Origin of the sequence: Vibrio sp. OPT46 (genome assembly GCF_015163535.1) — a bacterium.
Classification (GTDB): Bacteria; Pseudomonadota; Gammaproteobacteria; order Enterobacterales; family Vibrionaceae; genus Vibrio; species Vibrio alginolyticus.
Genome location: NZ_JADDYG010000838.1, coordinates 625 through 24,183 on the forward strand (window position 1 = coordinate 625; position 23,559 = coordinate 24,183).

Consider the following 23,559-nt stretch of genomic DNA (forward strand, 5'->3'; position numbering starts at 1 on the left):
GAAGAAGCCAGCTCATTGAGCTGGCTTTTTTCGTTTCAGGATCTTGATAGCATAGTCCTACTACAACGAACCTTTCACTCCTAACCGAAACTCTTCTCGATTGAATACCTATCACGGTAAATAAGTGATCAGAAATAGCGTAGGGAAAATGCTTGAGAACAAGGCGCAATTTTTTGATAAGTAGTTATTCTACAATCAAAAATTGCAACGCAGTTATCGAGTATTTTAACAAGCTAGAATGACCAGTTATTTACTACGATTGGTATAACCTATACTCAATCTCACTAAAGCAACCAACCCCATGTGAAGCTCCACAAACAAAAGGCTGAGGAGCAGATCTTTACCCTACAAACAATGTACTAGCTATTTTGATTTTGTTAGTTCGTATGGCCTTAATATGAATGTTCAATATAACTAGGAAAACACTTGAGGACTTACTAGAAAAAGTGGGTTCGCAAAATTACCAAACGGACTCAATTAGTGATGTTTGTATAAAAACACGTACAAGAAATATAAATGATAGATACAAAAAATCCCGCAGGGGATGCGGGATTTTTACTAGTGACTAAATTGGTTTAAAGGTGACTAGCCTTGAATACCAACGATTAACCATGGCGCATTAGGCGCAGTCAAGTCACGCTCTAGGTGCCAGATATCTTCGATTTCTTCTTCAACACCTTCTACTGTGTCACGGTAACGACCGCTAAACTGCAGACTAAGCTGTGCTTTATTTGCATCGTAATCAGCACGGACGATCTCCGCATCAACGTACATTACGTCAGTATGCTGCTCACCGTCGAGCTTCGCGCGCTCTGCTTTTAGGTCTTCAAACAAGCTTGGAGAAACATATTCTTCAATAGTTTCTAGCTGGTTGTGATTCCACGCACCTTGCAGGATTCGATAGTGTTCACGAGAACCATTAATGAACGCTGCTTGGTCAAAACCCGGTGGGTAGTTATGTGGTACGTCTGTTTGAGCGCCAAAACCACCAAAGCCACCATTATTTGTGTTTGGTTGTTGCTCAAAGTTTTGCATGTTTGGTTGCTCAAACTTAGATGCGTTGCCACCAAATGCAGGCTGTTGACGATGCTGGTTCATACTGCCCTGCTTCGCACCTAGCATACCGCGCATTAGTTTAAAGATGACAAAGGCAATCAAACCAATAATTAGGATATCCATAAACTGGATACCTTCAAAAGCACCGCCAAAGAATGCAGCAAGTAGACCACCAGCCAGAAGTCCGCCTAGCAGACCACCCATAAGGCCTTTCTTACTTGAAGACTTTGTCGTCTGATCTTTGCCGACCGTATTGGTGTTTTGTTGCTGTTGTTTCGGTGCTGGTGCGGTTTTGTAGCTCTTACCGAAAGACTTACTGCCACCAAACTTCTTCGCTTCCGCGATAGGCGTTACAGCAACAGTAAACATCAATAAAGCAACAATAGAAAATAAACGTTTCATCGTTATCCTTAAAGTTAGCTATCTAAGATAGTGCCCCATTTTCAAGACGAAACAATCGTTGTTTCAAACAGTAGCACGCCAAAGATGATTTTTAAGTCATCATACTCTGTATACCGATTGATGAAAATAGCTTATAGAAGCTGACATGTATCAGAATATTGCCAAAAATGCAGACTGCTCACACTGCTTACAATTCAGCTGAAGGCGCTTGATCAATGTAAAAAAAGTATGGAATAAGTTCACTAATACTCCAGATTGTTTTACTTGAATTAGAATCAGTGACACAGCTCAGAATCCTACACCTTGAGGGCACTTGGACACATTGCCTTGTTGACGGTTAATAGGTAGCTGACTATCATATTGAACGATGTTCAATAAAGTAGTTTGAGAGTATGGCGCGCAGAAACGATCACACCCGAGAAGAGTTAGTGAATTTGACGTTAACAACGGTCAAAAACTTTTTAGATGAGAATTCTTACCACGAACTCAGTCTTCGTAAAATCGCTAACATGATTGGTTACGTGCCAAGCACATTGGTAAATGTTTTTGGTAATTATAATTTGTTGTTGCTTCATGTTGTCGCTCAAACTTTAGATGAGTTATCTCAAGAAGCACGCAAAGCGACTAATGACAGCAAAGACTCCCATCAAGCGCTTTTTGAACTCGCTTATTGCTACCACGATTTTGCTCAAAAACACCCATACCGTTGGCAGTTAGTGTTCGAACACAACATGAATGGAGCAGAACTTCCGGAATGGCATGCCAAACGTATCGATGGTATGACGGGAATGCTAGAGTCACTATTGGCTCAAATCGCACCACATCGTACTGAATCCGAAGTGATTCAAGCGAGTCGAGTCCTTTGGTCTGGCGTACATGGCATTACTTTACTCAGTGTTGATGATAAGTTTTTCTCTAGTGAACCGATTGATGGCAAAGAGTTGATCAGTAATCTTCTTTCCAACTACCTCACGAACTGGTAACAAAGGATTATACATGTCATCCGACAGACAGCCGTCCTTACTTACGCAGAGAAAATTCCTGCCCTATTTCATTACTCAATTTTTTGGCGCTTTCAACGACAATATTTTTAAAAACGTTTTGCTGTTGTTTGTCGCATTCGCTGGCTCCAGTGCACTGCCTATTTCGAGCAATTTGTTCATCAACCTTGCGGCAGGCTTGTTCATTCTACCGTTCTTTCTGTTCTCTGCTTCCGCTGGCGTATTAGCCGACAAATATGAAAAGTCATGGTTTATTCGTAAGGTCAAACTATTTGAAATAGCCATCATGCTGTTAGGTGCCATCGGATTCATAACCGAAAGTTATGGTGTGCTTTTATTGCTACTGTTTTTAATGGGCACACAGTCAGCATTTTTTGGCCCAGTTAAATATGCCCTTTTGCCTCAAAAGTTAAATGCTAAAGAGTTAGTGCCCGGCAACGCTCTTGTTGAAGCTGGTACCTTTATCGCCATCCTTATTGGCACCTTAGGCGCTGGGATTATAGCCTCTGCAGACAACGCAAAATACCTTGCCGCATTTTGTGTCGTGATCTTCGCATTGTTAGGCTACTTGTCGAGCCGCTCAATCCCCTTTGCAGCCGCCAGCGCGCCCAATCTCTCTTTTCGTTGGCAACCATACAAGCAAACCAAACACACGCTCTCTATCGCCAAATCCGATCGAGTTGTTTTTCAATGCATAATGGCAATAAGCTGGTTTTGGTTTTTAGGCGCCGCATATCTAACACAATTCCCGAATTTCACTAAGATTTACCTAAATGGCACCGAGAGTGCGGTGTCTTTCTTGCTCGCTCTATTTTCCATTGGTATCGCGCTAGGGTCGCTACTTTGCAATTGGATCTCAAACCATCGTATAGAAGTCGGTATTGTGCCAATTGGTGCATTTGGCATTACGGTATTTGGGTACCTAATGGCCACTTCCATTCCCAATGATCTACCTACTTTCCATAACTTTGTAGACTTCTTTAGATATGAGCTTTTTTGGCCATTATTTTTCTACCTATTGATGATTGGTGCTTCGGGCGGTTTGTTTATCGTGCCTCTTTACGCATTAATGCAGCATCGAGCAAAGGAAACCGAACGTGCTCAAGTCATCGCAGGGCTCAACATCTTTAACTCTCTGTTTATGGTCGGCAGCGCTGTCTTAGGTATTGTGTGCCTAAGTGTAATCAAGATGACAATTCCTCAACTGTTTGCATTGTTAGCCATTTTAAATTTCTTAGTCGCCGCTTACATCTTTTTGCAAATTCCTATTTTTGTTGTTCGCTTTGTCATGTGGATGCTTACGCACACCATCTATCGAGTTAAGCATAAGAATCTACACAACCTACCCGAGCATGGTGGGGCATTGATTGTATGTAATCATGTAAGCTACATGGATGCATTGCTACTTAGTGCAGTATGCCCAAGGTTGATTCGTTTTGTGATGGAGGAAGATTACGCCAACCTACCTCCATTAAGGCGCTTTTTACGTCGAACTGGGGTAATTCCAATTTCAGCGAGTAACAGAAGCTCTATCAGACGTGCATTTAACGATGTGGAAGCCGCGCTAAGCGAAGGTCATATCGTCTGTATTTTCCCTGAAGGAAGATTAACTTCAGATGGTGAAATGAATGAATTCATGCGCGGTATTGATATCATTCTACGTCGTAGCCCAGTACCCGTCATACCTGTTGCACTTAAAGGCTTATGGGGAAGCTATTTCAGCCGCGCAAAAGGTCGCGCATGCTGTGGCTTACCGACTCGATTTTGGTCAAAGCTAGAAATTGAGGCAGGACAACCGGTGCCACCAAACGAGGCAACGGCAAAAACAATGTTCGATAAAGTGCATCAACTTAGAGGCGACTGGCGATAAATACACTTGAACACATGTTTAGGATAACTGAACATGTGTTCAAATCATTAAGACAAACTGACCACACCCAGTGCGATATACTCTCCCTTTCATTCACAACAGCGAATAAAAACCTTGAATAGAAACTACCTCCTGTTTGGATTGGCGTTACTTTTTTGTCTAACCCCTCTTGCCTCCTCTCCTATTGCTCTAGTTATCGGTTTTCTACTCGCAAGTTTTGGTTTTGTGCCTTCCGAGCTGCCCATCGCTTCTTTTACTAAAAAGCTGCTGTCTTACTCGATTATTGGCTTAGGCTTTGGCATCAACTTTGAGCAAGCACTTGCAGTCACATCGGATGGTATCGGCCTGATCATCGCCACTATTACAGGCACACTGATCATGGGCACTCTCATTGCCAGGGTACTTAAATTGGAGCGAGTAACCGCTTACTTAATCTCATCAGGTACTGCAATTTGTGGTGGTAGCGCAATTGCTGCTGTGGCACCGGCCATTAAAGCGAAAGACGAGCAGATTGGATTAGCACTGGCAACGGTATTTGTCCTGAACTCCATTGCACTCTTTGTGTTTCCTGTGATTGGACATGCTTTAGGGCTAGATCAACACACGTTTGGCACATGGGCTGCGATTGCCATTCATGACACATCTTCTGTTGTCGGGGCTGCCTCGGCCTTTGGGGAAGAAGCACTAACGACGGCAACAACATTGAAACTCGCGCGCGCTTTATGGATCATTCCTGTTGCTTTGATCAGTGCCGTCATCTTTTCAAGAGGCCCAAAAGAGAATGGAAAGAAAAAACTAGCTATCCCTTATTTCATTTTTTGGTACTGTGCAGCTATCGCGTTTAGCGACTTCTTTCCTCAATTTGAAATGGTCTATCACGGCATTTTCATTGGAGCAAAGCAAGCGTTGGTTGTATGTCTGTTTTTGATAGGTTGCAGCATTTCAATTTCAAAACTAAAGTCAGCTGGAGCTAAGCCGCTGTTGTTTGGTGTGACTCTGTGGGTGCTAATTTCTACCACTTCTCTAAGTTGGTTACTGTTTTAGATATTGGTGGTCTGCTTATCGCGTTGAGGGGACGGTATTTCCCGTTTGCTATTTTTGTATATAACGACCAACGCTATAACGATCAAAAATGCCGTTAGCTCTGCAAGAGAGCGGGCTAGCCCTTCACTACTTATCGCGATACCAATTTGTAGTGCTACTGCCGCAATTAAAACTAGCTTTGCCATCCTGAACCTTATGCATTTTCTCTCCACTAAGAAGCATAATTATGATTCAGAGTTATAAGGATACGAAATTCTCTTTATGACTAATACATAGCAAAATTGACTAATGCTGAAGTGATGACAGCAGCCACTCTTTCACGGCCTTACGTGAAATTTTGATCCCACCTTCTAGTAGAGTTTGTGGCATTACATGGTATTCCACTGGCCATTTAAACTTCTCTAACTTTGATTGCAAGTGCTGGTCATACTCCGACTTGCTGCGCAATCCATTGGTCTGAATCACAGCTACTGGTCTATGACCAAACTCCGCGTCTTCGACTGGAACCACTATACTCTGCACTACACCATCAATTTGGTTCAAAGCGGCTTCAATCTCTTCACAATGGATATTCTCACCACCAGAGATAAACTGATTGTCGGCACGGCCGATTATCTTTAATTCATCACCTTGCCACTCGCCAAGATCTTTGCTGTCAAACCAGCCTTTCTCATCCAGAAATGGGGTAACATGTCCTTGATGGAAATACCCTGCCGCTAATGTCTTACCGCCAACAAAAATGCGTTGGTCAACTAATTTTATCTTACGGTGCTTCAATACATGTCCAGCATTACTGGTGCTGTCAATTCTCTTTGCGGTAACGGTAGAGGCCGCCTCCGTCATCCCATAACCTAACCATGTCTCAATGCCTTGCCCTGTTGCTCGTAGTGCCAACTCGTGATCAACGTGGCTGCCGCCCAGTAGCACATGTGTCAATGACAAATGTGCATCATCATCCAATAACCGTTTGAGCTGAGTCGCAACCAAAGAAGCGTGTGATACGCCCTGAACATCATCAACAAGTTTCCCTGAACCGACTTTTAGTGTTGCTCCGACATATAGCCAACGATAGACAATCGCTAATCCAGAGACGTGATACAGCGGAAGCGATAACAGCCAAGCATCTTGCTGAGTGAAAATGAACTCCTGCAACAAGCCCTCTGCAGACGCAAGATGCTGTCGATGTGTATGAACCACAGCTTTAGGCTCCCCTGTAGAGCCAGAAGTAAATACTACTGAAGCGAGCCGGTCATGATGATAGCTATCTTCAGTCAACGAATCACTCTCTTGCTGCGATACTACAGGCGGTGAAAGCAATGTTGCCTTGAGTTTTTGTATATCATGTTCAGAAAAGATCGAAGCGCACTCCTGAGAAAACCAGATAAACCGAGTTTGATCAGGCCTGTAAAGTGTAGCAAGCTTACTCTGCAACTTATCTAGTGGTTGTTCCATGGTCAGCGCAGCGAGCGCGCCTAACTGTTTGGAGGCAAGATAAAACAACAGTGTTTCTACTTGGTTCTTGCCAACCAAAGTCAGCACATCCCCCCGAGTTACACCCAAGTCATTCAAATAGTGAGTGTATTGGTCAATACGCTTCGAGAGTTGTTGCCAGTTTAATACTTCTGTTGATGTCTCGAGTGCAATAGAAAAAGGGCTCGTTTGAGCCCAATATTTCCATGGTGCCTTCGCAATATTGTCTACGCAGAATGCCACACAATCTCCTGGTCTTTTAGAGGAAGAACGGGAAGTTCACACTTAGGCCAGCCCTGCTCTAGCTGAGCTTTGAATAAGCCAATCGTATCCAAACCTGGAACTTCATCAGGCAGCTGCCATTGGGCAAAGCGCGCTAATTGAGTTAAACCGAGACTGGATTCAATGCTCGAGCTAATCACTGCTTTCATCCCCAGTGACTTCGCTTTCTCTATCAGTGTAATACAAAAATCCACTGAACCAATGAGTGTGGGTTTGATGATGATCGTTTTCACACCAGTTAGATCTTCAAGACGGAAATCTTCACGACGAACCGCATCTTGCAATGTTTCATCCCAAGCGATAGCAATACCAGTATTAATCGCAAAAGAGAGACTATCGCCAGGAGAGCGGCACGGCTCTTCTAGAAACGTGATTCGTTGACGCAGAGACGGAGCAATGTACTTAGCGAACTGCTGCGCTTTTTCTGGTGTCCAAGCGCGATTGGCATCGAGTCGAAGCGTTAATTGAGGGATTGATTCAAGAAAAAGGTTCACAAGCATGCCATCGCGAATTGGCTCATAAAGTCCAACTTTCACCTTAGCGACTTTCTCACCTTCCATCTCGTTCAGCTTTGGAATGAGCTCATCTGGGTCGCCAGTGCATAGTGGCGCTGTTTGGTATTTACCTTGTTGTGGTAAGCCACCAGCTAATTCAAGCTGTGCCATCGATAAACCAAACGCAACCGACGGGTACATCTTGGCATAATCCACATCCAACTCTGCTACCCAACGCTCCGCCTGTTCTTGTAGCTGAACACCCGCATCTTCGGTGCTCTCTAAGCTAAAACAAGGAAGAGGAGCGACTTCTCCAAGCCCTGTTTTACCATCTTCGGAAAGCGCAACAACATAACCAACACGTTCGGTTAGCTTGTTGTCACGTAGGATGACACCACTATCCATGGGCAAGCTATAACGATAAATTTTCGCTTCACGCATAATTCAAGTCCTATGTAATGCCGTATATTTGAGCGTTCTGACGAGCAATCCCACCAGCCTCCCAGAGGGCGAGGCGCTCAGGAAAAAAGTAACAGAGGAGCTAACACGCTCCTCATTTAGACGGATTATGGGTTGCGAGGGAATTTATCGAAGTCTGGGCGACGCTTCTCGTTAAAGGCATTACGACCTTCTTGGCCTTCATCAGTCATGTAGAACATCATCGTTGCGTTACCCGCTAGCTCTTGCAGACCCGCTTGACCATCACAATCTGCGTTTAATGCAGCTTTCAGGCAGCGCAATGCCATTGGGCTGTGCTGTAGTACTTCACGACACCAACGAACGGTTTCTTTCTCTAGATCCGCTAGTGGTACAACTGTGTTTACTAGGCCCATGTCTACCGCTTCTTGAGCATTGTAGAAACGACATAGGAACCAAATTTCGCGAGCTTTCTTTTGGCCTACGATACGAGCCATATAAGATGCGCCCCAACCGCCGTCAAATGAACCCACTTTAGGGCCTGTTTGACCAAATTGAGCGTTGTCAGCTGCAATTGTTAGATCACACATCATATGCAGTACATGACCACCGCCAACAGCCCAACCAGCTACCGATGCGATCACTGGTTTTGGACAAGTACGAATATCACGTTGGAAGTCCAATACGTTGAGGTGATGTGTGCCTTGGTCGTCTTTATAGCCGCCGTAGTCGCCACGGATCTTCTGGTCGCCGCCAGAACAGAATGCGTCTTCACCTAGACCTGTCAGAATGATCACGCCAACACCAGAGTCGTAACGCGCATCTGCCAACGCATCAATCATCTCTTTTACCGTTTGAGGACGAAACGCGTTACGCACTTGAGGACGCGCAATGGTGATTTTCGCGATACCATCTTCAGACTTATGGTAATGAATGTCCTCGTATTTCTCGCCGCAATCTTTCCATTGAACCGGAGCGTAAAGTTCTTCTTCAGAAATGCCTACTGTTTTAGCCATGGTGATTCCCATTGTTCTCGTTACTCTCACCAAAGTGAGACTGAATTATTTGCTTGGTATGTATCGCAAACTGTTTGGGCTGCTCTTGATGGACGTTATGACCAGCGCCTTCAACTTGTCGATACGCCAACCCGCTATGTTGTGCCAGTTGGCTAAATTTTTGGTCTTTCTCACCACACAAGTAATACACTGGTATGTTCTGCTTTTGCAGTGAGGGCAACAAATATGCCTGTTTGGCTAACGATGTCGCCATCAACGTATTCGCCACCGCTGAGCCAAGATTATCACTTCGCTTCGCAATGAATGTTTGTCTTTGCTCATGGTTTAGTGAAGAAAACACCGCTTGTTGGTACCAATCGTTCAAAACACGTTCAAGTGGTTCAGTTTTGAAACGCATTGCCCAGCGAGCATCATTCTCTAATCTCACCTGTTTCTCTGACTCAGTTTGAAGCCCGAAGTTTCCCCCTTCAACAATCGCGCCCGCAATATTGAGATCTGGAAAGCATTGATGGGCAATACCATGCATCGCAATGCGGCCGCCCATAGAGTAACCAATCAAAATAAGTGGTTGTTGTGAGGGAAATAATAAAGATAGTGTGGAACCAAGAAGTTTGCAGCAATCATTTAAATCGCAGCAAAAAATAGATTGGCTGCGTCCGTGACCAGGAAGGTCAACCGTAACACGCTCATATTCGGGTAATGCATTTAAACACGCGAGCCAATCGGCACCGCTACCGAGTAAGCCATGCAAAAACACCAAAGTGGGCAACGTTCTACTTTGGTGTTTTTCTAATACAGGGAAACGTTCAAAGTAAAGCATTCAGACTCTTATTAAATGCCTTGAGTCTCTCAGCAGCTTGGTTAGATGGGGTTTGAACCTCGACCAGCAACGTTCCTTGGCCGTGACATAAATGCTCTTTTACAGATGATTGGAATTGCTCCAGTGTAGAAACATGCAAATACGACAAACCAAACTGCTTTGCCGCGTGTTCAAACTGATAACCATGAGGCATTTGATAATATGTCGTTCTGCGCTCTGGTGGTACTGGCAACATATCAAAAATCGCACCGCCGTCATTATTAGTAACAACAAGTATCGCCGGCAGTTTATTGTGAGAAAATAGCGCCAGAGAATTGAGATCATAAAGTGCTGCTGTGTCACCGATATACATTAGTAACGGATTACCTCTTGCCCGTTGCACGCCTGATGCCGCAGCAAACAAACCGTCAATCCCTGACGCGCCTCGATTAGTGAAAACCTCTACACCATCCAATTTTCCGTACATATCAACAAGCCGAACAAACAAGCTATTACCCAAGAAAACATCTACGTTCTTTGTGCGCTCGTTGATGTCTGCTGCCAACGCAATTTCGTCAATGGCAGACGCTGAATCAGATAGGAAGGCTTCTTCGATACGTTGATGAACTCGCTTAACGTCATTCGCTAACCTATCAGCCCACCCAGCAAATATTGACTTCTCAAAACTAATGCGAGAAACCCACGTTTTAGGAGGCTCAACCCAGTGCATTTGCGCCAGATGATTTTGGTTATTCCGGTCCATACAAGGTGAGACATACCAATACTGAACGTCTTTACTTTGTTGATTTTTCGATACTTGTTTATCAATCCATTGGTTCAAACGTTTGGAGATGATTCGGCTACCAAATTGGATAATAAGTTCACAAGATTCAAGCTCGTTTGCGAACTCGGGAAGTTGAAGCCATACATCGTAATACGCCCAATCCGAACTGAGACCACTTTGCGGGTCTGCAAGTACTGGCCATCCCATCTTTTGTGCAAATGCCTGCGCCGACTTCGCTTGTTCAAGCGGTAAGCTGCCAATCACAACCAAGCCTTTTTTGTCCGAAAAAGGCGGGATGTTCGCCTGTGACAAATGGCTAAAACGCTGAGTATAAGTGCCGCTTCCTTTTCGCCATCCGGCGACCGAATCTAAGTAGGTTTGATAATCCGCTTTTGCGCCGTTGGAATACAAAGGCTCTGGAAATGCACAATTAATATGAACAGCACTACCCTGCAATTGCTGAGTAAACATCACTTCGTCAACAGAGGTCAGCAACCAGTTAAGCGACGTTGCTAAATTTGGGCTTGGTAAATTCAAACTGGCCGAAACATGATGTGAAAAAATACCCAATTGATTTATCGCTTGGTTTGCACCACAGCCGACAAGTTCTACTGGACGATCTGCTGTCAGCAGCACCAGCTTTTCACCAGTAAGTTTGGCTTCGGCAACCGACGGTAGTAAGTTCGCCACTGCCGTACCAGAGGTAACGATAATTGCCACTGGCTCCTGAGTAGCTTTCGCTAAACCAAGAGCCATAAAGCCCAGTCCACGCTCATCAAAATGAGTATGAATGGAAAAGTCGGACTGTTCTGCCGCTTCTAAAGTTAAAGGAGTAGAACGAGATCCGGGAGCGATACAAACATGCTTAACGCCAAATCGCTGAAGCTCAATCAATATGGTTTCTGACCAAACTCGATTGAGCACCGCTTGGTCATGACTCATGATGCGACTCCCAATGGCGGATGATCAGAAATCAGCGTAAGTAACGTCGACATTTTCTTATCAAGTTCTGCCCACTCATGTTCTGCCACAGAACCAGGCACAATACCTGCGCCCGCAAACAGTTGTACTTGATCACCGAGCACAAGCGCGCTTCTGATTGCGACACAAAACTCTGCTCGTTCATGGCTTATGTAACCCATTGACCCCGCGTACCAGCCGCGTGCAAAGGGCTCATTATCAAGAATAAACTGCATGGACTCTTGTCGGGGTAAGCCAGCAACCGCCGCTGTTGGCTGAAGCGCCGATAACAACTGAACACCATTTATCCCCGCTCTTAGACTAGCGTGAATATTTCGCTTAAGGTGCTGCACTTTTCGTAGTCTGACCAAACTCGGTTCAGCTTCCACTTCAACCATTTCAGAATGCGGTGATAGACGCTCAATGATGTCGTCCACCACATACTGGTTTTCGTTGAGGTTCTTTTGGTCTTGGGATAACCAATTCGCCAACTCCATATCTTGAGTGGCATTGTCCCCCCGACCAATCGTACCTGCTAACGCTTCGGTATGTAGCTCATGCCCTACGCGAGAATACAAACGTTCTGGCGTAGACCCCATAAAACTGTGCTTACTGTCTAAGCTCAGCATGAAATGGAAGCTATGATGGTTATTTAAGTAACTTGCTTTAAGTAGCTGTGCAGCACTTAATGTGTTATCAAGCTGCACGGTAGAGCGACGCGCTAAAACCACTTTCTTAAAATCATCATTCTCTATACCAGTCAGAACCTTATGAACTAACTCATTCCATTGAGGCTGACTTGGCGTATGAACAATAGAGCAGATGTGAGACGAAATTGGAGCTAAGGTCGCGACCTCACAAACCAGTTTATTCAACCCAGCTAGAGTTCGCGCTTTGTCTTCTGAAATATTAACTGCGAGAGACCACTGTTGGTCAAAACGAATTAACTCAATTTGAGGCAAAAAGAAAAAAGAAGGCATACAGCGACGATTCTTCTCATGCTGCCCATCAAAAGAGCGCCCGCCCCAAACTCTTTGCCCTTCACCTAGAATGGTATAAGCAGGACCTGGCTCAACAAAAGCGTGCAATTGCCCTAGTGCAACGACCTCTTCACGTGTATCGCGGGACTGCCAATAAAACTTAGGGAAAAGTGGTTGTGCATCAAGCCAATCAATAAATGAGAAATTAGGTTTCTCGCTAAGGGGCTCGACCAGACGTGTTTGATTGCCTTCCGATTGCTGAACTCGCTCGATAATTCTCTTTACGGCTTGATGGAACTGTGACAAATCAACCTCGTTGTATGTGAGGATAAATGGTAACTGACGGCTACTCTAAGTTTAGACCCAAAGCAAATCAAGGTCGTATGCGATCTTTTGCAAAATCCTGTGATAGCAAGCGAGCAAAACTTAACCAGCAGACAGATTATTTACAGATATATATTCTAATAAAAAACAAATTATTGTATTTTAATAAAGAAATTAACGAATTTTTAGGAATTAAACAATGCAAAATATCGGGATGTCGTCAAAACTCGACAATGTCTGCTACGACATTAGGGGTCCTGTACTCAAACATGCTAAGCGCATGGAGGAAGAAGGGCATAAAATCCTAAAGCTAAACATTGGTAACCCTGCCCCATTTGGTTTTGACGCCCCTGATGAGATTTTAGTCGACGTGATTCGTAATCTGCCGACTTCTCAAGGCTATTGTGATTCCAAAGGTATTTACTCTGCTCGTAAAGCTGTGGTCCAACACTATCAGCGTAAAGGTATACGCTCGCTAGATGTCGAAGATGTGTATGTAGGTAACGGCGTGTCTGAGTTGATCGTAATGGCCATGCAAGCGCTATTAAACAATGGCGACGAAATGCTGATCCCAGCACCAGACTATCCGTTATGGACAGCTTCAGTTGCACTATCTGGTGGTAAGCCGGTTCATTATCTATGTGATGAAGAGGCTGACTGGTACCCAGACCTTGAAGACATCAAAAAGAAAATCACACCAAAGACACGTGGCATTGTTCTGATCAACCCGAACAACCCGACAGGTGCGGTATACAGCCGTGACTTCCTACTTGAAGTGATTGAGATAGCACGCCAGCACAAACTGATCATTTTCGCAGATGAGATCTACGACAAAGTGTTGTACGACGGTGCAACACATACCTCAGTCGCCACACTCACTGAAGACGTGCTAGTCATGACATTCAATGGCCTTTCAAAAGCCTACCGTGTTTGTGGTTTCCGTGGTGGCTGGATGTTCCTAACGGGGCCTAAACATCTGGCTCAAGGGTACGTGAATGGCTTGGAGCTGCTTTCATCGATGCGTTTATGCGCAAACGTACCAATGCAGCATGCGATTCAAACCGCGTTAGGTGGATACCAGAGTATTAATGAACTGATTTTACCTGGCGGACGCTTATTAGAGCAGCGCAACCGAGCGTATGAACTGATCAATCAGATTCCTGGTGTTTCTTGTGTCAAACCTAAGGGTGCGATGTACCTCTTCCCGAAAATCGACACTAAAATGTACAACATCAAGAACGATCAGCAGATGGTTTTAGATTTCTTAAAACAAGAGAAGGTCTTACTGGTGCAAGGTTCCGGTTTTAACTGGCCAAAACCAGACCACTTCCGCATCGTGACACTACCGCACGTTGAAGATCTAGAAATCGCTATTGGACGTTTTGAAAGATTCCTATCAACCTACAGCCAGTAATGAATCACTGGTAGTAATTAGTGCTGATCTCTCATATGCTTAGAGGAACTCCTAGTGAGTTCCTTTTTTTACACCAGAAACGGAGGAAGCCATGAAAGAAAGCCATTTTTTCGCCCACCTGGCTCGAATGAAGCTGATCCAACGCTGGCCTTTAATGCGGTCCGTCTCACCAGAAAACGTTTCAGAGCATAGCTTACAAGTTGCTTTTGTCGCTCATGCCCTTGCCCTAATTAAAAACAAAAAGTTCGGCGGCAACCTTAATCCAGAACGCATCGCTATTCTTGCCATGTACCATGATTCCAGTGAAGTATTAACGGGTGATCTTCCAACTCCAGTGAAGTATTACAACCCTGAAATTGCCAAAGAATATAAGAAGATAGAATCGGCAGCGGAACAAAAATTACTCTCAATGTTACCGGAAGAGTTCCACGATGATTTTGCCCCCTATCTTCTTTCTCACTCTGCACACGAAGAGGACGCAAAAATCGTTAAGCAAGCCGATTCCATCTGTGCCTATTTAAAATGTCTTGAAGAACTAAGCGCCGGCAACCATGAGTTCGCTCTGGCAAAAAAACGCTTAGACGTCACTTTGCAAGAACGCAGAACGCCTGAAATGGATTACTTTCTCAATACCTTTGCCCCAAGTTTCGAATTATCGTTAGATGAAATCAGTTAGCTTACGGAGATAATCGTGTCGTTTGAATTACACCCGCAATGGCAAGAGCGCCATGATGATGAGCATAAAATCCGTCGAGACGACCATCGGAGCCCGTACCAACGAGACCGAGCGCGCATTCTTCACTCGGCTGCATTTCGACGCCTACAAGCAAAAACCCAAGTACACGGCAATAGCTTGGAAGACTTTCACCGCAGTCGGTTAACACACTCCTTAGAAGCGTCGCAACTAGGGACCGGTATCGTCGCCCAGTTAAAGAAAAAACAGCCAGAGTTCCGCGATCTATTACCATCAGACAGCTTAATTGATTCATTATGTTTGGCTCACGACATCGGGCATCCTCCATACGGTCATGGGGGAGAAGTCGCTCTAAACTACGTAATGCGCGAACATGGCGGCTTCGAGGGGAACGCCCAAACCTTTCGTATCGTCACTAAGTTAGAGCCTTATACTGAGCATTTCGGAATGAATTTATCACGCCGCACACTGCTTGGTTTGATTAAGTACCCTGCCCTCATTAGTCAAACACGCTCCGTCAAGTTGCCTCAACCAGCCGAGCATCAACGTAAACTAAAAGCAAAAGATTGGAGCCCAGCTAAAGGCATTTATGATTGTGATAAAGACTTATTTGATTGGGTAATTGCACCGCTTTCTGACAACGACAAGGCATTGCTTAGTCTGATGCGTTCAACGCCAGAATCGGAGTTTGAGCACAGTAAAACGCGTTTTAAATCACTCGATTGCTCAATCATGGAGCTAGCAGATGATATCGCCTACGGTGTTCATGATTTAGAAGATGCAATCGTACTTGGTATGGTGACACGTCAGCAATGGCAAGAAGGCGCAGCAAGTCAATTAGCGGACTGTGGCGACCCGTGGTTTGAAGCTCATATCGATTCCATCGGACAGATGCTATTTAGCGGTAAGCACCATGAGCGGAAAGATGCTATCGGTGGTATGGTTAACGCGCTACTGACCAGCATTTCAATCAAAACGGTGGATGAGCCGTTTAATAACCCGTTACTGTCTTGGAATGCGTGTTTAGAACCACAGATGGCACGTGCACTTGACGTACTCAAGCACTTTGTCAGCACCTTCGTTATCCAAGTCCCGCAGGTCCAGATCGTTGAGTATAAGGGTCAGCAAATTATTATGGATATTTTTGAAGCGTTAACAGCAGACCCAGAGCGATTACTACCCGTTCATACAAGAGATCTGTGGTGTCAGGCGAAGAGCGAGAGCAATAAAATGAGGGTCATCGCCGATTATATTTCTGCAATGACCGATGGTCACGCGCAAAAGCTACACCGCCAACTTTTCTCTTCCATCGTTCTTTAGTAACACTCAACCTTTCAAGTAATTCTTTTCAAAAACGCCCGGAGGCATCTGGGCGATTTGGAATTCGATCATCTTTTCAAACGCACGCATCAGCGGTGTAAAGTCTCGCTCGGGTTCAAACAAGCGAAGCGAATGATAACCAGCCTCGACTGTCGATAAGCTATTCTCAGAGGGCGCCTTACGAATGGTGTAGTGCCCTTGTAGTTGCTTAGGCAACTGCACGGTTGGGAGTGGATGTAAGTTGCTTGAGAGTTGCCACATTTTGTACGCTTTTTTCCACGTACCATCGAGCAAAATCAAACGTATTTTCTTAGATACACTATGACTCGTTTGAGTGATTTCAGAAATGCATCGTGACTCTTCTGATGGGTAAAGAACAAAATGTTGATATGACTCATCCGCTAATAAGTGATTTAAGACATCATCACAAGAAAAGTCCTCTCCTATCAAACAAATACAGTTATCTAAACTCAAATTGAGAATCCGTGCCGTACCAAGCGGACGATGTTCTTCACTCGTGTGCTGAAGAATGATAAGTTCTACCTCGCTTGCCAGCGGTACAATCCATTGGCAAATACACGCTTTTTGCGATTTTCCACAACGAGAACAATAACGAGACATAGAGTGAACCTTTATACCTTGCTGAGTATTATCAGCGTGATCTGTTTGATACTTCAATTTGAACCAATGGCAAGCCTAACCGAGTGGCACAGCTACAATATACGCCATGGTGAATGGTGGCGAATCGTAACAGGAAATCTCACACATACCAACTTTGCGCACTTAGGAATGAACCTCGCAGGATTGTGGATCATTACTTTTATTTTTCGCCCAAGCACTCGTAACTTCCTTATCGTTTTTTCAATCTTATGTGCATGTGTTGGTGCGCTGAATTTGTTTACCAACATGTCGGTGTACGTGGGTTTATCCGGCGTATTACACGGATTGTTTGGATTTTGGGCGCTCAGAGAAGTCTTTGAAAGCAGAAGAAGCAGTGTGTTGTTAGTCGGAGGGCTAATCGCCAAAGTAGCATGGGAGCAGGTCTATGGCCCATCCAGCAGTACTGCTGAGCTTATCGGTGCAAACGTTGCTATTGATGCTCATATGTTTGGCGCACTCGGTGGGTTAGTAATGGCTTTAATGGAAAAAGGCCTTCGCCGTCGTTTATTCGGATAAAAAATCCCGAACCACGAAAGAGGGACTGGTTCGGGAAAGCAGTAATAGGGAAACAGATATTGTTCTGAGTTCAGACTCAATATCTGCAATACATCAAGCTACAGTAAAATGCGGTCTTCGTTTTTCTTAACTGTCGCTTCACCTATGCCTTTTACGCTCTTCAAATCTGCTGCCGTTTTAAAAGGGCCATGTTCCTCGCGGTAGTCCACTATACTCTGCGCTTTCTTCTCACCTATACCTTTCAACATGGTCGCAATTTCTTCAGCAGTGGCCGTGTTGATATTTACAGTAATTTCAATTCCTTCATATTTGTCAGTGGCTGAATCCGCAGCCATGCTAAAAGGTGCAAAAACAAATAAGCACAATGTCAAAATCCATTTCATATTGAACATACAATCTCCAAAATAGTAGGCTAAAAACAGTCATCGAGAGCGAGTCACTATCTAGTTTGCAATGGAAAGCAATATGGTTATGCATTTAACAAACTGAGATGACCCGGAATTCACAACGGCCGCTATCACTTAAACGCGCACTAATTTAAGTAATGCCTATTGATGATTGAAGTTCATAAAGACAAAAATAAAACGGACCGCTTATGCGGTCCGTTTTATTCAACATACAAATTACACTAATTGTGCTTAGTTGCTCACAACAAAGTACTCAATGTCAGTATTTGCACGCAGTACGGCTAGTACAGATGATAAATCTTGCTGAGAAGATGCACGCTGCATTTGCATCGCAACTTGATCTTCTAACTCACTATCTAGCTCTGCGTTTACAGCATCAAGCTCGATGATAATGATGTTACCTTCAAGATCTTTAGACTGACCGTATACTGGTTTACCATCGACTGGTTTTGCCATCGCGAATACCGTTGTTGCTAACGGAGAACGACGATCTACTGTCTCTTGTTCACCAAAGGCAAGATTGTTTTCAGCAAGCACGTTCGTCTTACCTTCTTTCAATGCCGCAACGACTTGTGTTCCAAGCTCCATCGCTTCTTGCTCACCTTTAACACGAGATAGCTCTGCAACAACCTGATCTTTCATTTCTTCTAGTGGAAGAACTGTCTCGTCACGCGCATCTTCAACACGAACAACGATAATATGCTCAGGCGCAACTTCGATAGCTTCAGAGTTTAGGCCATCTTCTTTAACTTCAGGACTTAGGATAGCTTGCATTACCGCAGGGCTACGAAGCACTTCAGGTGCATCAACCTGAGAAATAAAGTCCGTTGTCTTCACTTCTTGGTTAACCGCTTGAGAAGCATCATACAATGAGTCTGGGTATTCAAACGCTACGCGCTCAAGCTCATTTTGCAACTCGTAGAATTGATCGATCGCTTGTTGGTCGACCATCTCTTGTTTGATTTCAGCAGCGACTTCTTCAAATGGCTTCGCCACAGAATCTTTTAGCTCTTCAAGCTTGATAATGTGATAGCCAAAGTCCGACTTTACTAGACCCGACGTATCGCCAGGATTCTTCAGTGCGAATGCCGCTTCTTCAAAAGCAGGGTCCATCACATCACGCTCAATCCAACCTAGGTCACCACCGTTTTCAGCGCTGCCAAAATCGTCAGATTTCTCTTGAGCAAGCGTCGCAAAATCTGCACCCGCGTTTAGCTCATCTAGGATAGCTTGCGCTTTTGCTTCATCGTCCCCTTCTACAAGAATGTGAGCGACACGTCGTTGCTCTTCTGAAGAGTATTTGTTTAAGTGCTCGTCGTAGTACTTTTTCACCTCAGCATCAGAAACATTAACTTGTTCCTTTAGCGCTTCAGCTGACAGTTCGATGTAAGAAACTTTAACCTGCTCTGGGCGTGTAAAGTTGTCTGGGTTTGCTTTGTAGTACTCTTGAATTTCTTCGTCGGTCAATTCAATATTTTTCGCAAACTCCGCTAAGTCGATCTGAATCGTGCGAATATCACGAGTTTGAGTGAACAGCTTGCCTTCTGCTTGTACTTCACCCGGCAGAATAAATTCACTGTTTTGTAGCGCATTCAGCAGTTGCTCACGAACCAATTCACGACGCATGTACTCAGCAAAAGAGTCTGGCGAAAAGCCTGCACGACGCAAAGAAGCTTGATAGATCTCTTGATCAAACTGACCATTAGATTGGAACTGAGGCATGTCTAGAATCATGCTACGCACTTGAGTGTCGCTGATTCGCAGACCCAAAGCTTCAGCTTGTTGGTCAAGCAACACGTCATTGATCATTCGATCTAAAACGGATTTGCGGAAAGATTCAACATATGCAGGGTCAGCCAGCATTTGAGAGAAGTAGTCACCCAACTGAGCTTGCATACGGTTACGCTCATTTTGGTATGCCATCTCGAACTCACCACGAGGAATCTCAGTGTTACCGACTTTCGCTGCAGAGTTGTTGCTACCACCAACGATGTAGCTACCTACACCTGCAAATACGAAAGACAGGATGATAAGTCCAAGGATAATTTTGACCGCGATGCTATTCACGCCTTCGCGTAGTCGATCCATCATAATTTAACTGCTCTCCACAATTGAAGCCTACTGCTTCTATCTAATAGAAATAATGGCGCAATAATATCAGAAAAAGAAATGCGCATCAGTATGATGCGCATAATTTAAGAAAGTTCGGCTCGAAGTTTGTAAATTTTTGTTCGAAACTTATTGTTTGAGCAAAAGTTAAGCAAATGGCCGGTTACAGAAATAACGCCGTGATTAGTTACAAGCGTCTTTCAGTGCTTTACCAGCTTTGAAAGCTGGTACTTTTGCTTCTGCGATTTGGATTTCTTCACCAGTTTTTGGGTTACGACCAGTACGTGCAGCACGAGTACGAACGCTGAATGTACCAAAGCCAACTAGAGCGACTTGATCACCAGATTGAAGAGTTCCGCTTACTGCTTCGATGAATGCATCTAGAGCACGACCCGCTGACGCTTTAGAAATATCTGCATTTTCTGCGATTTGTTCTACTAACTGAGTTTTATTCACTGTAATTTCCCCTTTGTGTCATCTGTGATTATTTTTGTGATGACTTTCGTTCCATTGTTAAGAAAATATGCTCCACCCCTTATTCATCAAGGGCTGGCAGCTATCGAAACTAACTTAGCGCCCAAAAAAAACGCTGACAAGCCTTTTTGGGCTTATCAGCGTAAACTTTTACTTATTTTTGCTACACATCACTATTTTTGAGACTCAAACTCAACGCCCGTCGGGTCTCGCTCTAGTGCGACTTTCAGTACTTCATCAATCCACTGTACAGGGATAACTTCCAGATCCGCGATAACATTATCAGGAATCTCTTCCAAATCACGCTCGTTATCTTTTGGAATTAGCACTGTCTTAATGCCACCACGGTGTGCCGCAAGTAACTTCTCTTTTAGGCCGCCGATAGGTAGAACCTCACCACGCAGTGTGATTTCACCCGTCATCGCTACTTCTGCTTTCACAGGGTTGCCTGTTAGAGAAGAAACCAATGCTGTACACATTGCTGTACCCGCACTTGGGCCATCTTTTGGTGTCGCGCCTTCCGGGACGTGTACGTGAATATCTTTCTTCTCGTAGAAGTCAGTATTGATACCTAGCTTTTCTGCACGAGAGCGAACCACTGTCATTGCTGCTTGGATAGACTCTTGCATCACATCACCAAGAGAACCCGTTTGTGTCAGCTTACCTTTACCTGGCATTGATTGAGTTTCAATCGTTAATAGATCGCCACCCACTTCGGTCCAAGCTAGGCCAGTTACTTGACCAATTCGGTTACTTTCATCCGCTTTACCGTAATCGAAACGTTGAACACCTAAGTACTCTTTTAGGTTGTCCATCGTTACCGTTACTGACTTGATGTCCTTATCCAGCAAGATGTTCTTCACTGCTTTACGGCAGATCTTAGAAATCTCACGCTCTAAGTTACGGACACCCGCTTCACGCGTGTAGTAACGAATGATGCCAATAATCGCAGAATCTTCAATGACGATCTCATCCGCTTTCAAGCCATTACGCTTCACTTGTTTATCAACAAGGTGACGTTTTGCAATGTTCAGCTTCTCGTCTTCGGTGTAACCAGATAAACGAATAACTTCCATACGGTCTAACAATGGACCCGGGATGTTCATCGAGTTCGATGTCGCAACAAACATAACGTCAGAGAGATCGTAATCCACTTCTAGGTAGTGATCGTTGAACGAGTTATTCTGTTCAGGATCAAGTACTTCTAGTAGAGCCGATGCCGGATCACCACGCATATCTGAAGACATTTTGTCGATTTCGTCCAATAAGAACAGCGGGTTCTTCACACCAACCTTCGACATCTTCTGGATCAATTTGCCTGGTAATGAGCCGATATAAGTACGACGGTGACCACGAATTTCCGCTTCATCACGCACACCACCCAACGCCATACGAACATACTTACGGCCTGTAGCTGAAGCAATTGAACGACCAAGAGACGTTTTACCTACACCAGGAGGACCAACAAGACAAAGGATAGGACCTTTTAGCTTGTTGATACGGTTTTGAACAGCCAGGTATTCAAGGATACGTTCTTTGACGCGTTCTAGACCGTAGTGATCTTCATTAAGAACCTCTTCTGCTTTCGCTAAGTTTTTCTTAACTTTTGAGCGCTTAGCCCAAGGAACGCTGACCATCCAATCAATGTAGCTACGAACCACTGTTGCTTCAGCAGACATTGGAGACATCATCTTAAGCTTTTGCAGCTCTTGCTCTGTCTTTTCACGTGCCTCTTGAGGCATTTTTGATTCGTCAATCTTCTTCTGTAGCGTTTCGAACTCGTCTGGTGCGTCTTCCATCTCACCAAGTTCTTTCTGAATCGCTTTCATTTGCTCATTCAGATAATACTCACGCTGAGATTTTTCCATTTGCTTTTTAACGCGACCACGAATTCGTTTTTCAACTTGCAGCAAGTCGATCTCTGATTCCATCTGGCCCATCAGGAATTCCAGACGCTCAGTGACGTCAACAATTTCAAGCACTTGCTGCTTATCCACCAACTTTAACGGCATATGAGCCGCAATGGTATCCGCTAAGCGTGCGGCTTCGTCGATACCATTAAGTGACGTTAGCACTTCTGGTGGAATCTTCTTGTTTAGCTTAATGAACCCTTCAAACTGATTAATCGCGCTGCGAACAATCACTTCTTGCTCACGCTCATCCAATTCTGGCGTAACAACAAATTCAGCTTCCGCTAGGAAAAAGTCACTCTCTTTAAAGTGATTAATTTTTGCTCGCTGCTGGCCTTCGACCAATACTTTTACTGTGCCATCCGGAAGCTTCAAGAGCTGGAGAATGGTGGCTACCGTACCTACGTCAAATAGGTCGTCAACCGTAGGCTCGTCAGTATCCGCTTGCTTTTGTGCCACAAGAAGAACTTGTTTGTTGGTTTCCATCGCCGTTTCTAGACAGCTAATCGATTTCTCACGACCAACAAACAATGGAATAACCATGTGTGGGTAGACCACTACGTCACGTAGAGGTAGTACCGGGATCTCGATACGCTCGGAACGTTCCAAGTTCATATAATTCTCTCTTCCGCTTTCACGTTTAACGTATTACTTAAGGCAGTATATGGGGGCTAATTGTTTGGATTCAATAAGAGAAATAAAAAAAGGAGGTAATTACTTACCTCCTTTTTCATTATGGCTGAATTTACTCTGCTCCAGCTGCCTGATTGTCTGCGTTACTGTAAATAAGCAGTGGCTCTGACTCGCCATTAATGACGGACTCATCAATCACGACTTTACTAACGTCTGTTGCAGATGGTAATTCGTACATGGTTTCAAGTAGCACGCCTTCAAGAATCGAGCGTAAGCCACGAGCACCTGTTTTACGCTCCATTGCTTTTTTCGCGATAGCGCGCAGCGCATCTTCACGGAATTCAAGTTCGGCGTTTTCTAGCTCAAACAATGCTGCATATTGCTTGGTCAGTGCGTTCTTCGGTTCACATAGGATCTGAATCAACGCTTCTTCATCAAGCTCAGTCAGTGTTGTTGTTACAGGTAGACGACCAATGAATTCTGGAATGAGGCCGTACTTCACTAAGTCTTCAGGTTCAACTTG

The 23,559-nt window shown here is 44.5% G+C and carries 20 protein-coding genes and 1 pseudogene; 7 read left to right on the forward strand and 14 right to left on the reverse strand.

What is annotated here, in order from left to right:
* Window positions 1-585 precede the first annotated feature (585 nt).
* On the reverse strand, window positions 586-1,458 hold the full coding sequence (locus tag IQR33_RS29005) for a Tim44 domain-containing protein (protein WP_005384268.1): 873 nt from the start codon (window positions 1,456-1,458) through the stop codon (window positions 586-588).
* Between the two features lie 392 nt (window positions 1,459-1,850).
* Between IQR33_RS29005 and IQR33_RS29010 the strand changes: the two genes are divergently transcribed.
* From IQR33_RS29010 to IQR33_RS29020, 3 genes are all read left to right on the forward strand, one after another.
* On the forward strand, window positions 1,851-2,441 hold the full coding sequence (locus IQR33_RS29010; RefSeq protein ID WP_005382308.1) for a TetR/AcrR family transcriptional regulator: 591 nt from the start codon (window positions 1,851-1,853) through the stop codon (window positions 2,439-2,441).
* A gap of 13 nt (window positions 2,442-2,454) precedes the next feature.
* Entirely contained in the window at window positions 2,455-4,329 is a 1,875-nt protein-coding gene (locus IQR33_RS29015; RefSeq protein ID WP_017634660.1) for an MFS transporter, read from the forward strand.
* Window positions 4,330-4,443: 114 nt separating this feature from the next.
* On the forward strand, window positions 4,444-5,373 hold the full coding sequence (locus IQR33_RS29020; protein ID WP_104978924.1) for a YeiH family protein: 930 nt from the start codon (window positions 4,444-4,446) through the stop codon (window positions 5,371-5,373).
* Here IQR33_RS29020 and IQR33_RS29025 read toward each other — a convergent pair.
* The 7 genes from IQR33_RS29025 to IQR33_RS29055 form a co-directional block, all read right to left on the reverse strand.
* The gene (locus IQR33_RS29025; protein WP_193837676.1) at window positions 5,370-5,558 is read right to left on the reverse strand and encodes a hypothetical protein; all 189 of its coding nucleotides are present in this window, start codon (window positions 5,556-5,558) and stop codon (window positions 5,370-5,372) included. The two genes, IQR33_RS29020 and IQR33_RS29025, sit on opposite strands and share 4 nt — an antisense overlap.
* A gap of 100 nt (window positions 5,559-5,658) precedes the next feature.
* Window positions 5,659-7,086: an o-succinylbenzoate--CoA ligase gene (gene menE, locus IQR33_RS29030; RefSeq protein ID WP_017634657.1), complete on the reverse strand. Its 1,428-nt coding sequence runs from the start codon at window positions 7,084-7,086 to the stop codon at window positions 5,659-5,661.
* On the reverse strand, window positions 7,071-8,060 hold the full coding sequence (gene menC / locus IQR33_RS29035; protein ID WP_017819994.1) for an o-succinylbenzoate synthase: 990 nt from the start codon (window positions 8,058-8,060) through the stop codon (window positions 7,071-7,073). Before menC ends, menE begins: the two co-directional genes overlap by 16 nt.
* Window positions 8,061-8,185: 125 nt before the next feature.
* On the reverse strand, window positions 8,186-9,052 hold the full coding sequence (gene menB / locus IQR33_RS29040; protein WP_005382318.1) for a 1,4-dihydroxy-2-naphthoyl-CoA synthase: 867 nt from the start codon (window positions 9,050-9,052) through the stop codon (window positions 8,186-8,188).
* Window positions 9,045-9,872 (reverse strand): 2-succinyl-6-hydroxy-2,4-cyclohexadiene-1-carboxylate synthase, encoded by an 828-nt coding sequence (gene menH, locus IQR33_RS29045; RefSeq protein WP_193837675.1) that lies wholly within the window; start codon window positions 9,870-9,872, stop codon window positions 9,045-9,047. The genes menB and menH overlap by 8 nt, the downstream gene beginning before the upstream one ends.
* On the reverse strand, window positions 9,859-11,577 hold the full coding sequence (menD, locus tag IQR33_RS29050) for a 2-succinyl-5-enolpyruvyl-6-hydroxy-3-cyclohexene-1-carboxylic-acid synthase (RefSeq protein ID WP_193837674.1): 1,719 nt from the start codon (window positions 11,575-11,577) through the stop codon (window positions 9,859-9,861). Before menD ends, menH begins: the two co-directional genes overlap by 14 nt.
* Window positions 11,574-12,881 (reverse strand): isochorismate synthase, encoded by a 1,308-nt coding sequence (locus IQR33_RS29055; RefSeq protein WP_193837673.1) that lies wholly within the window; start codon window positions 12,879-12,881, stop codon window positions 11,574-11,576. Before IQR33_RS29055 ends, menD begins: the two co-directional genes overlap by 4 nt.
* Window positions 12,882-13,098: 217 nt before the next feature.
* On the opposite strand from IQR33_RS29055, the gene IQR33_RS29060 reads away from it, so the two are divergent.
* The 3 genes from IQR33_RS29060 to IQR33_RS29070 all read left to right on the forward strand — a co-directional run bounded on the left by IQR33_RS29060 (window position 13,099) and on the right by IQR33_RS29070 (window position 16,327).
* Window positions 13,099-14,313, forward strand: coding sequence for a pyridoxal phosphate-dependent aminotransferase (locus IQR33_RS29060; protein ID WP_005384283.1), 1,215 nt, complete (start codon window positions 13,099-13,101; stop codon window positions 14,311-14,313).
* 91 nt (window positions 14,314-14,404) lie between these two features.
* On the forward strand, window positions 14,405-14,989 hold the full coding sequence (gene yfbR, locus IQR33_RS29065; RefSeq protein ID WP_017634778.1) for a 5'-deoxynucleotidase: 585 nt from the start codon (window positions 14,405-14,407) through the stop codon (window positions 14,987-14,989).
* Window positions 14,990-15,004: 15 nt separating this feature from the next.
* A complete protein-coding gene (locus IQR33_RS29070; protein WP_017634779.1) occupies window positions 15,005-16,327 on the forward strand; it encodes an anti-phage deoxyguanosine triphosphatase in 1,323 nt (440 codons plus the stop codon).
* Window positions 16,328-16,333: 6 nt separating this feature from the next.
* Here IQR33_RS29070 and IQR33_RS29075 read toward each other — a convergent pair whose 3' ends face one another.
* Window positions 16,334-16,948 carry a tRNA-uridine aminocarboxypropyltransferase gene (locus IQR33_RS29075; protein ID WP_017634780.1) on the reverse strand — a complete coding sequence of 205 codons (615 nt, stop codon included), beginning with the start codon at window positions 16,946-16,948 and terminating at the stop codon, window positions 16,334-16,336.
* 3 nt (window positions 16,949-16,951) lie between these two features.
* Here IQR33_RS29075 and rrtA point away from each other — a divergent pair, with 3 nt between their 5' ends.
* Complete coding sequence (gene rrtA / locus IQR33_RS29080; protein ID WP_165401728.1) at window positions 16,952-17,503, forward strand: rhombosortase; 552 nt, start codon at window positions 16,952-16,954, stop codon at window positions 17,501-17,503.
* A gap of 98 nt (window positions 17,504-17,601) precedes the next feature.
* On the opposite strand, the gene IQR33_RS29085 is transcribed toward rrtA, so the two are convergent.
* The 5 genes and pseudogenes from IQR33_RS29085 to clpX form a co-directional block, all read right to left on the reverse strand.
* Window positions 17,602-17,886 carry a ComEA family DNA-binding protein gene (locus tag IQR33_RS29085; RefSeq protein WP_031777211.1) on the reverse strand — a complete coding sequence of 95 codons (285 nt, stop codon included), beginning with the start codon at window positions 17,884-17,886 and terminating at the stop codon, window positions 17,602-17,604.
* A 255-nt stretch (window positions 17,887-18,141) separates the two neighbouring features.
* Window positions 18,142-20,001 carry a peptidylprolyl isomerase gene (gene ppiD, locus IQR33_RS29090; RefSeq protein ID WP_054575200.1) on the reverse strand — a complete coding sequence of 620 codons (1,860 nt, stop codon included), beginning with the start codon at window positions 19,999-20,001 and terminating at the stop codon, window positions 18,142-18,144.
* Window positions 20,002-20,202: 201 nt separating this feature from the next.
* A complete protein-coding gene (locus tag IQR33_RS29095; RefSeq protein ID WP_005382341.1) occupies window positions 20,203-20,475 on the reverse strand; it encodes an HU family DNA-binding protein in 273 nt (90 codons plus the stop codon).
* Between the two features lie 191 nt (window positions 20,476-20,666).
* Window positions 20,667-23,018 carry an endopeptidase La gene (gene lon, locus IQR33_RS29100; RefSeq protein ID WP_005382343.1) on the reverse strand — a complete coding sequence of 784 codons (2,352 nt, stop codon included), beginning with the start codon at window positions 23,016-23,018 and terminating at the stop codon, window positions 20,667-20,669.
* 130 nt (window positions 23,019-23,148) lie between these two features.
* Window positions 23,149-23,559 (reverse strand): annotated as a pseudogene (clpX, locus tag IQR33_RS29105) (ATP-dependent Clp protease ATP-binding subunit ClpX); the annotation flags it as partial.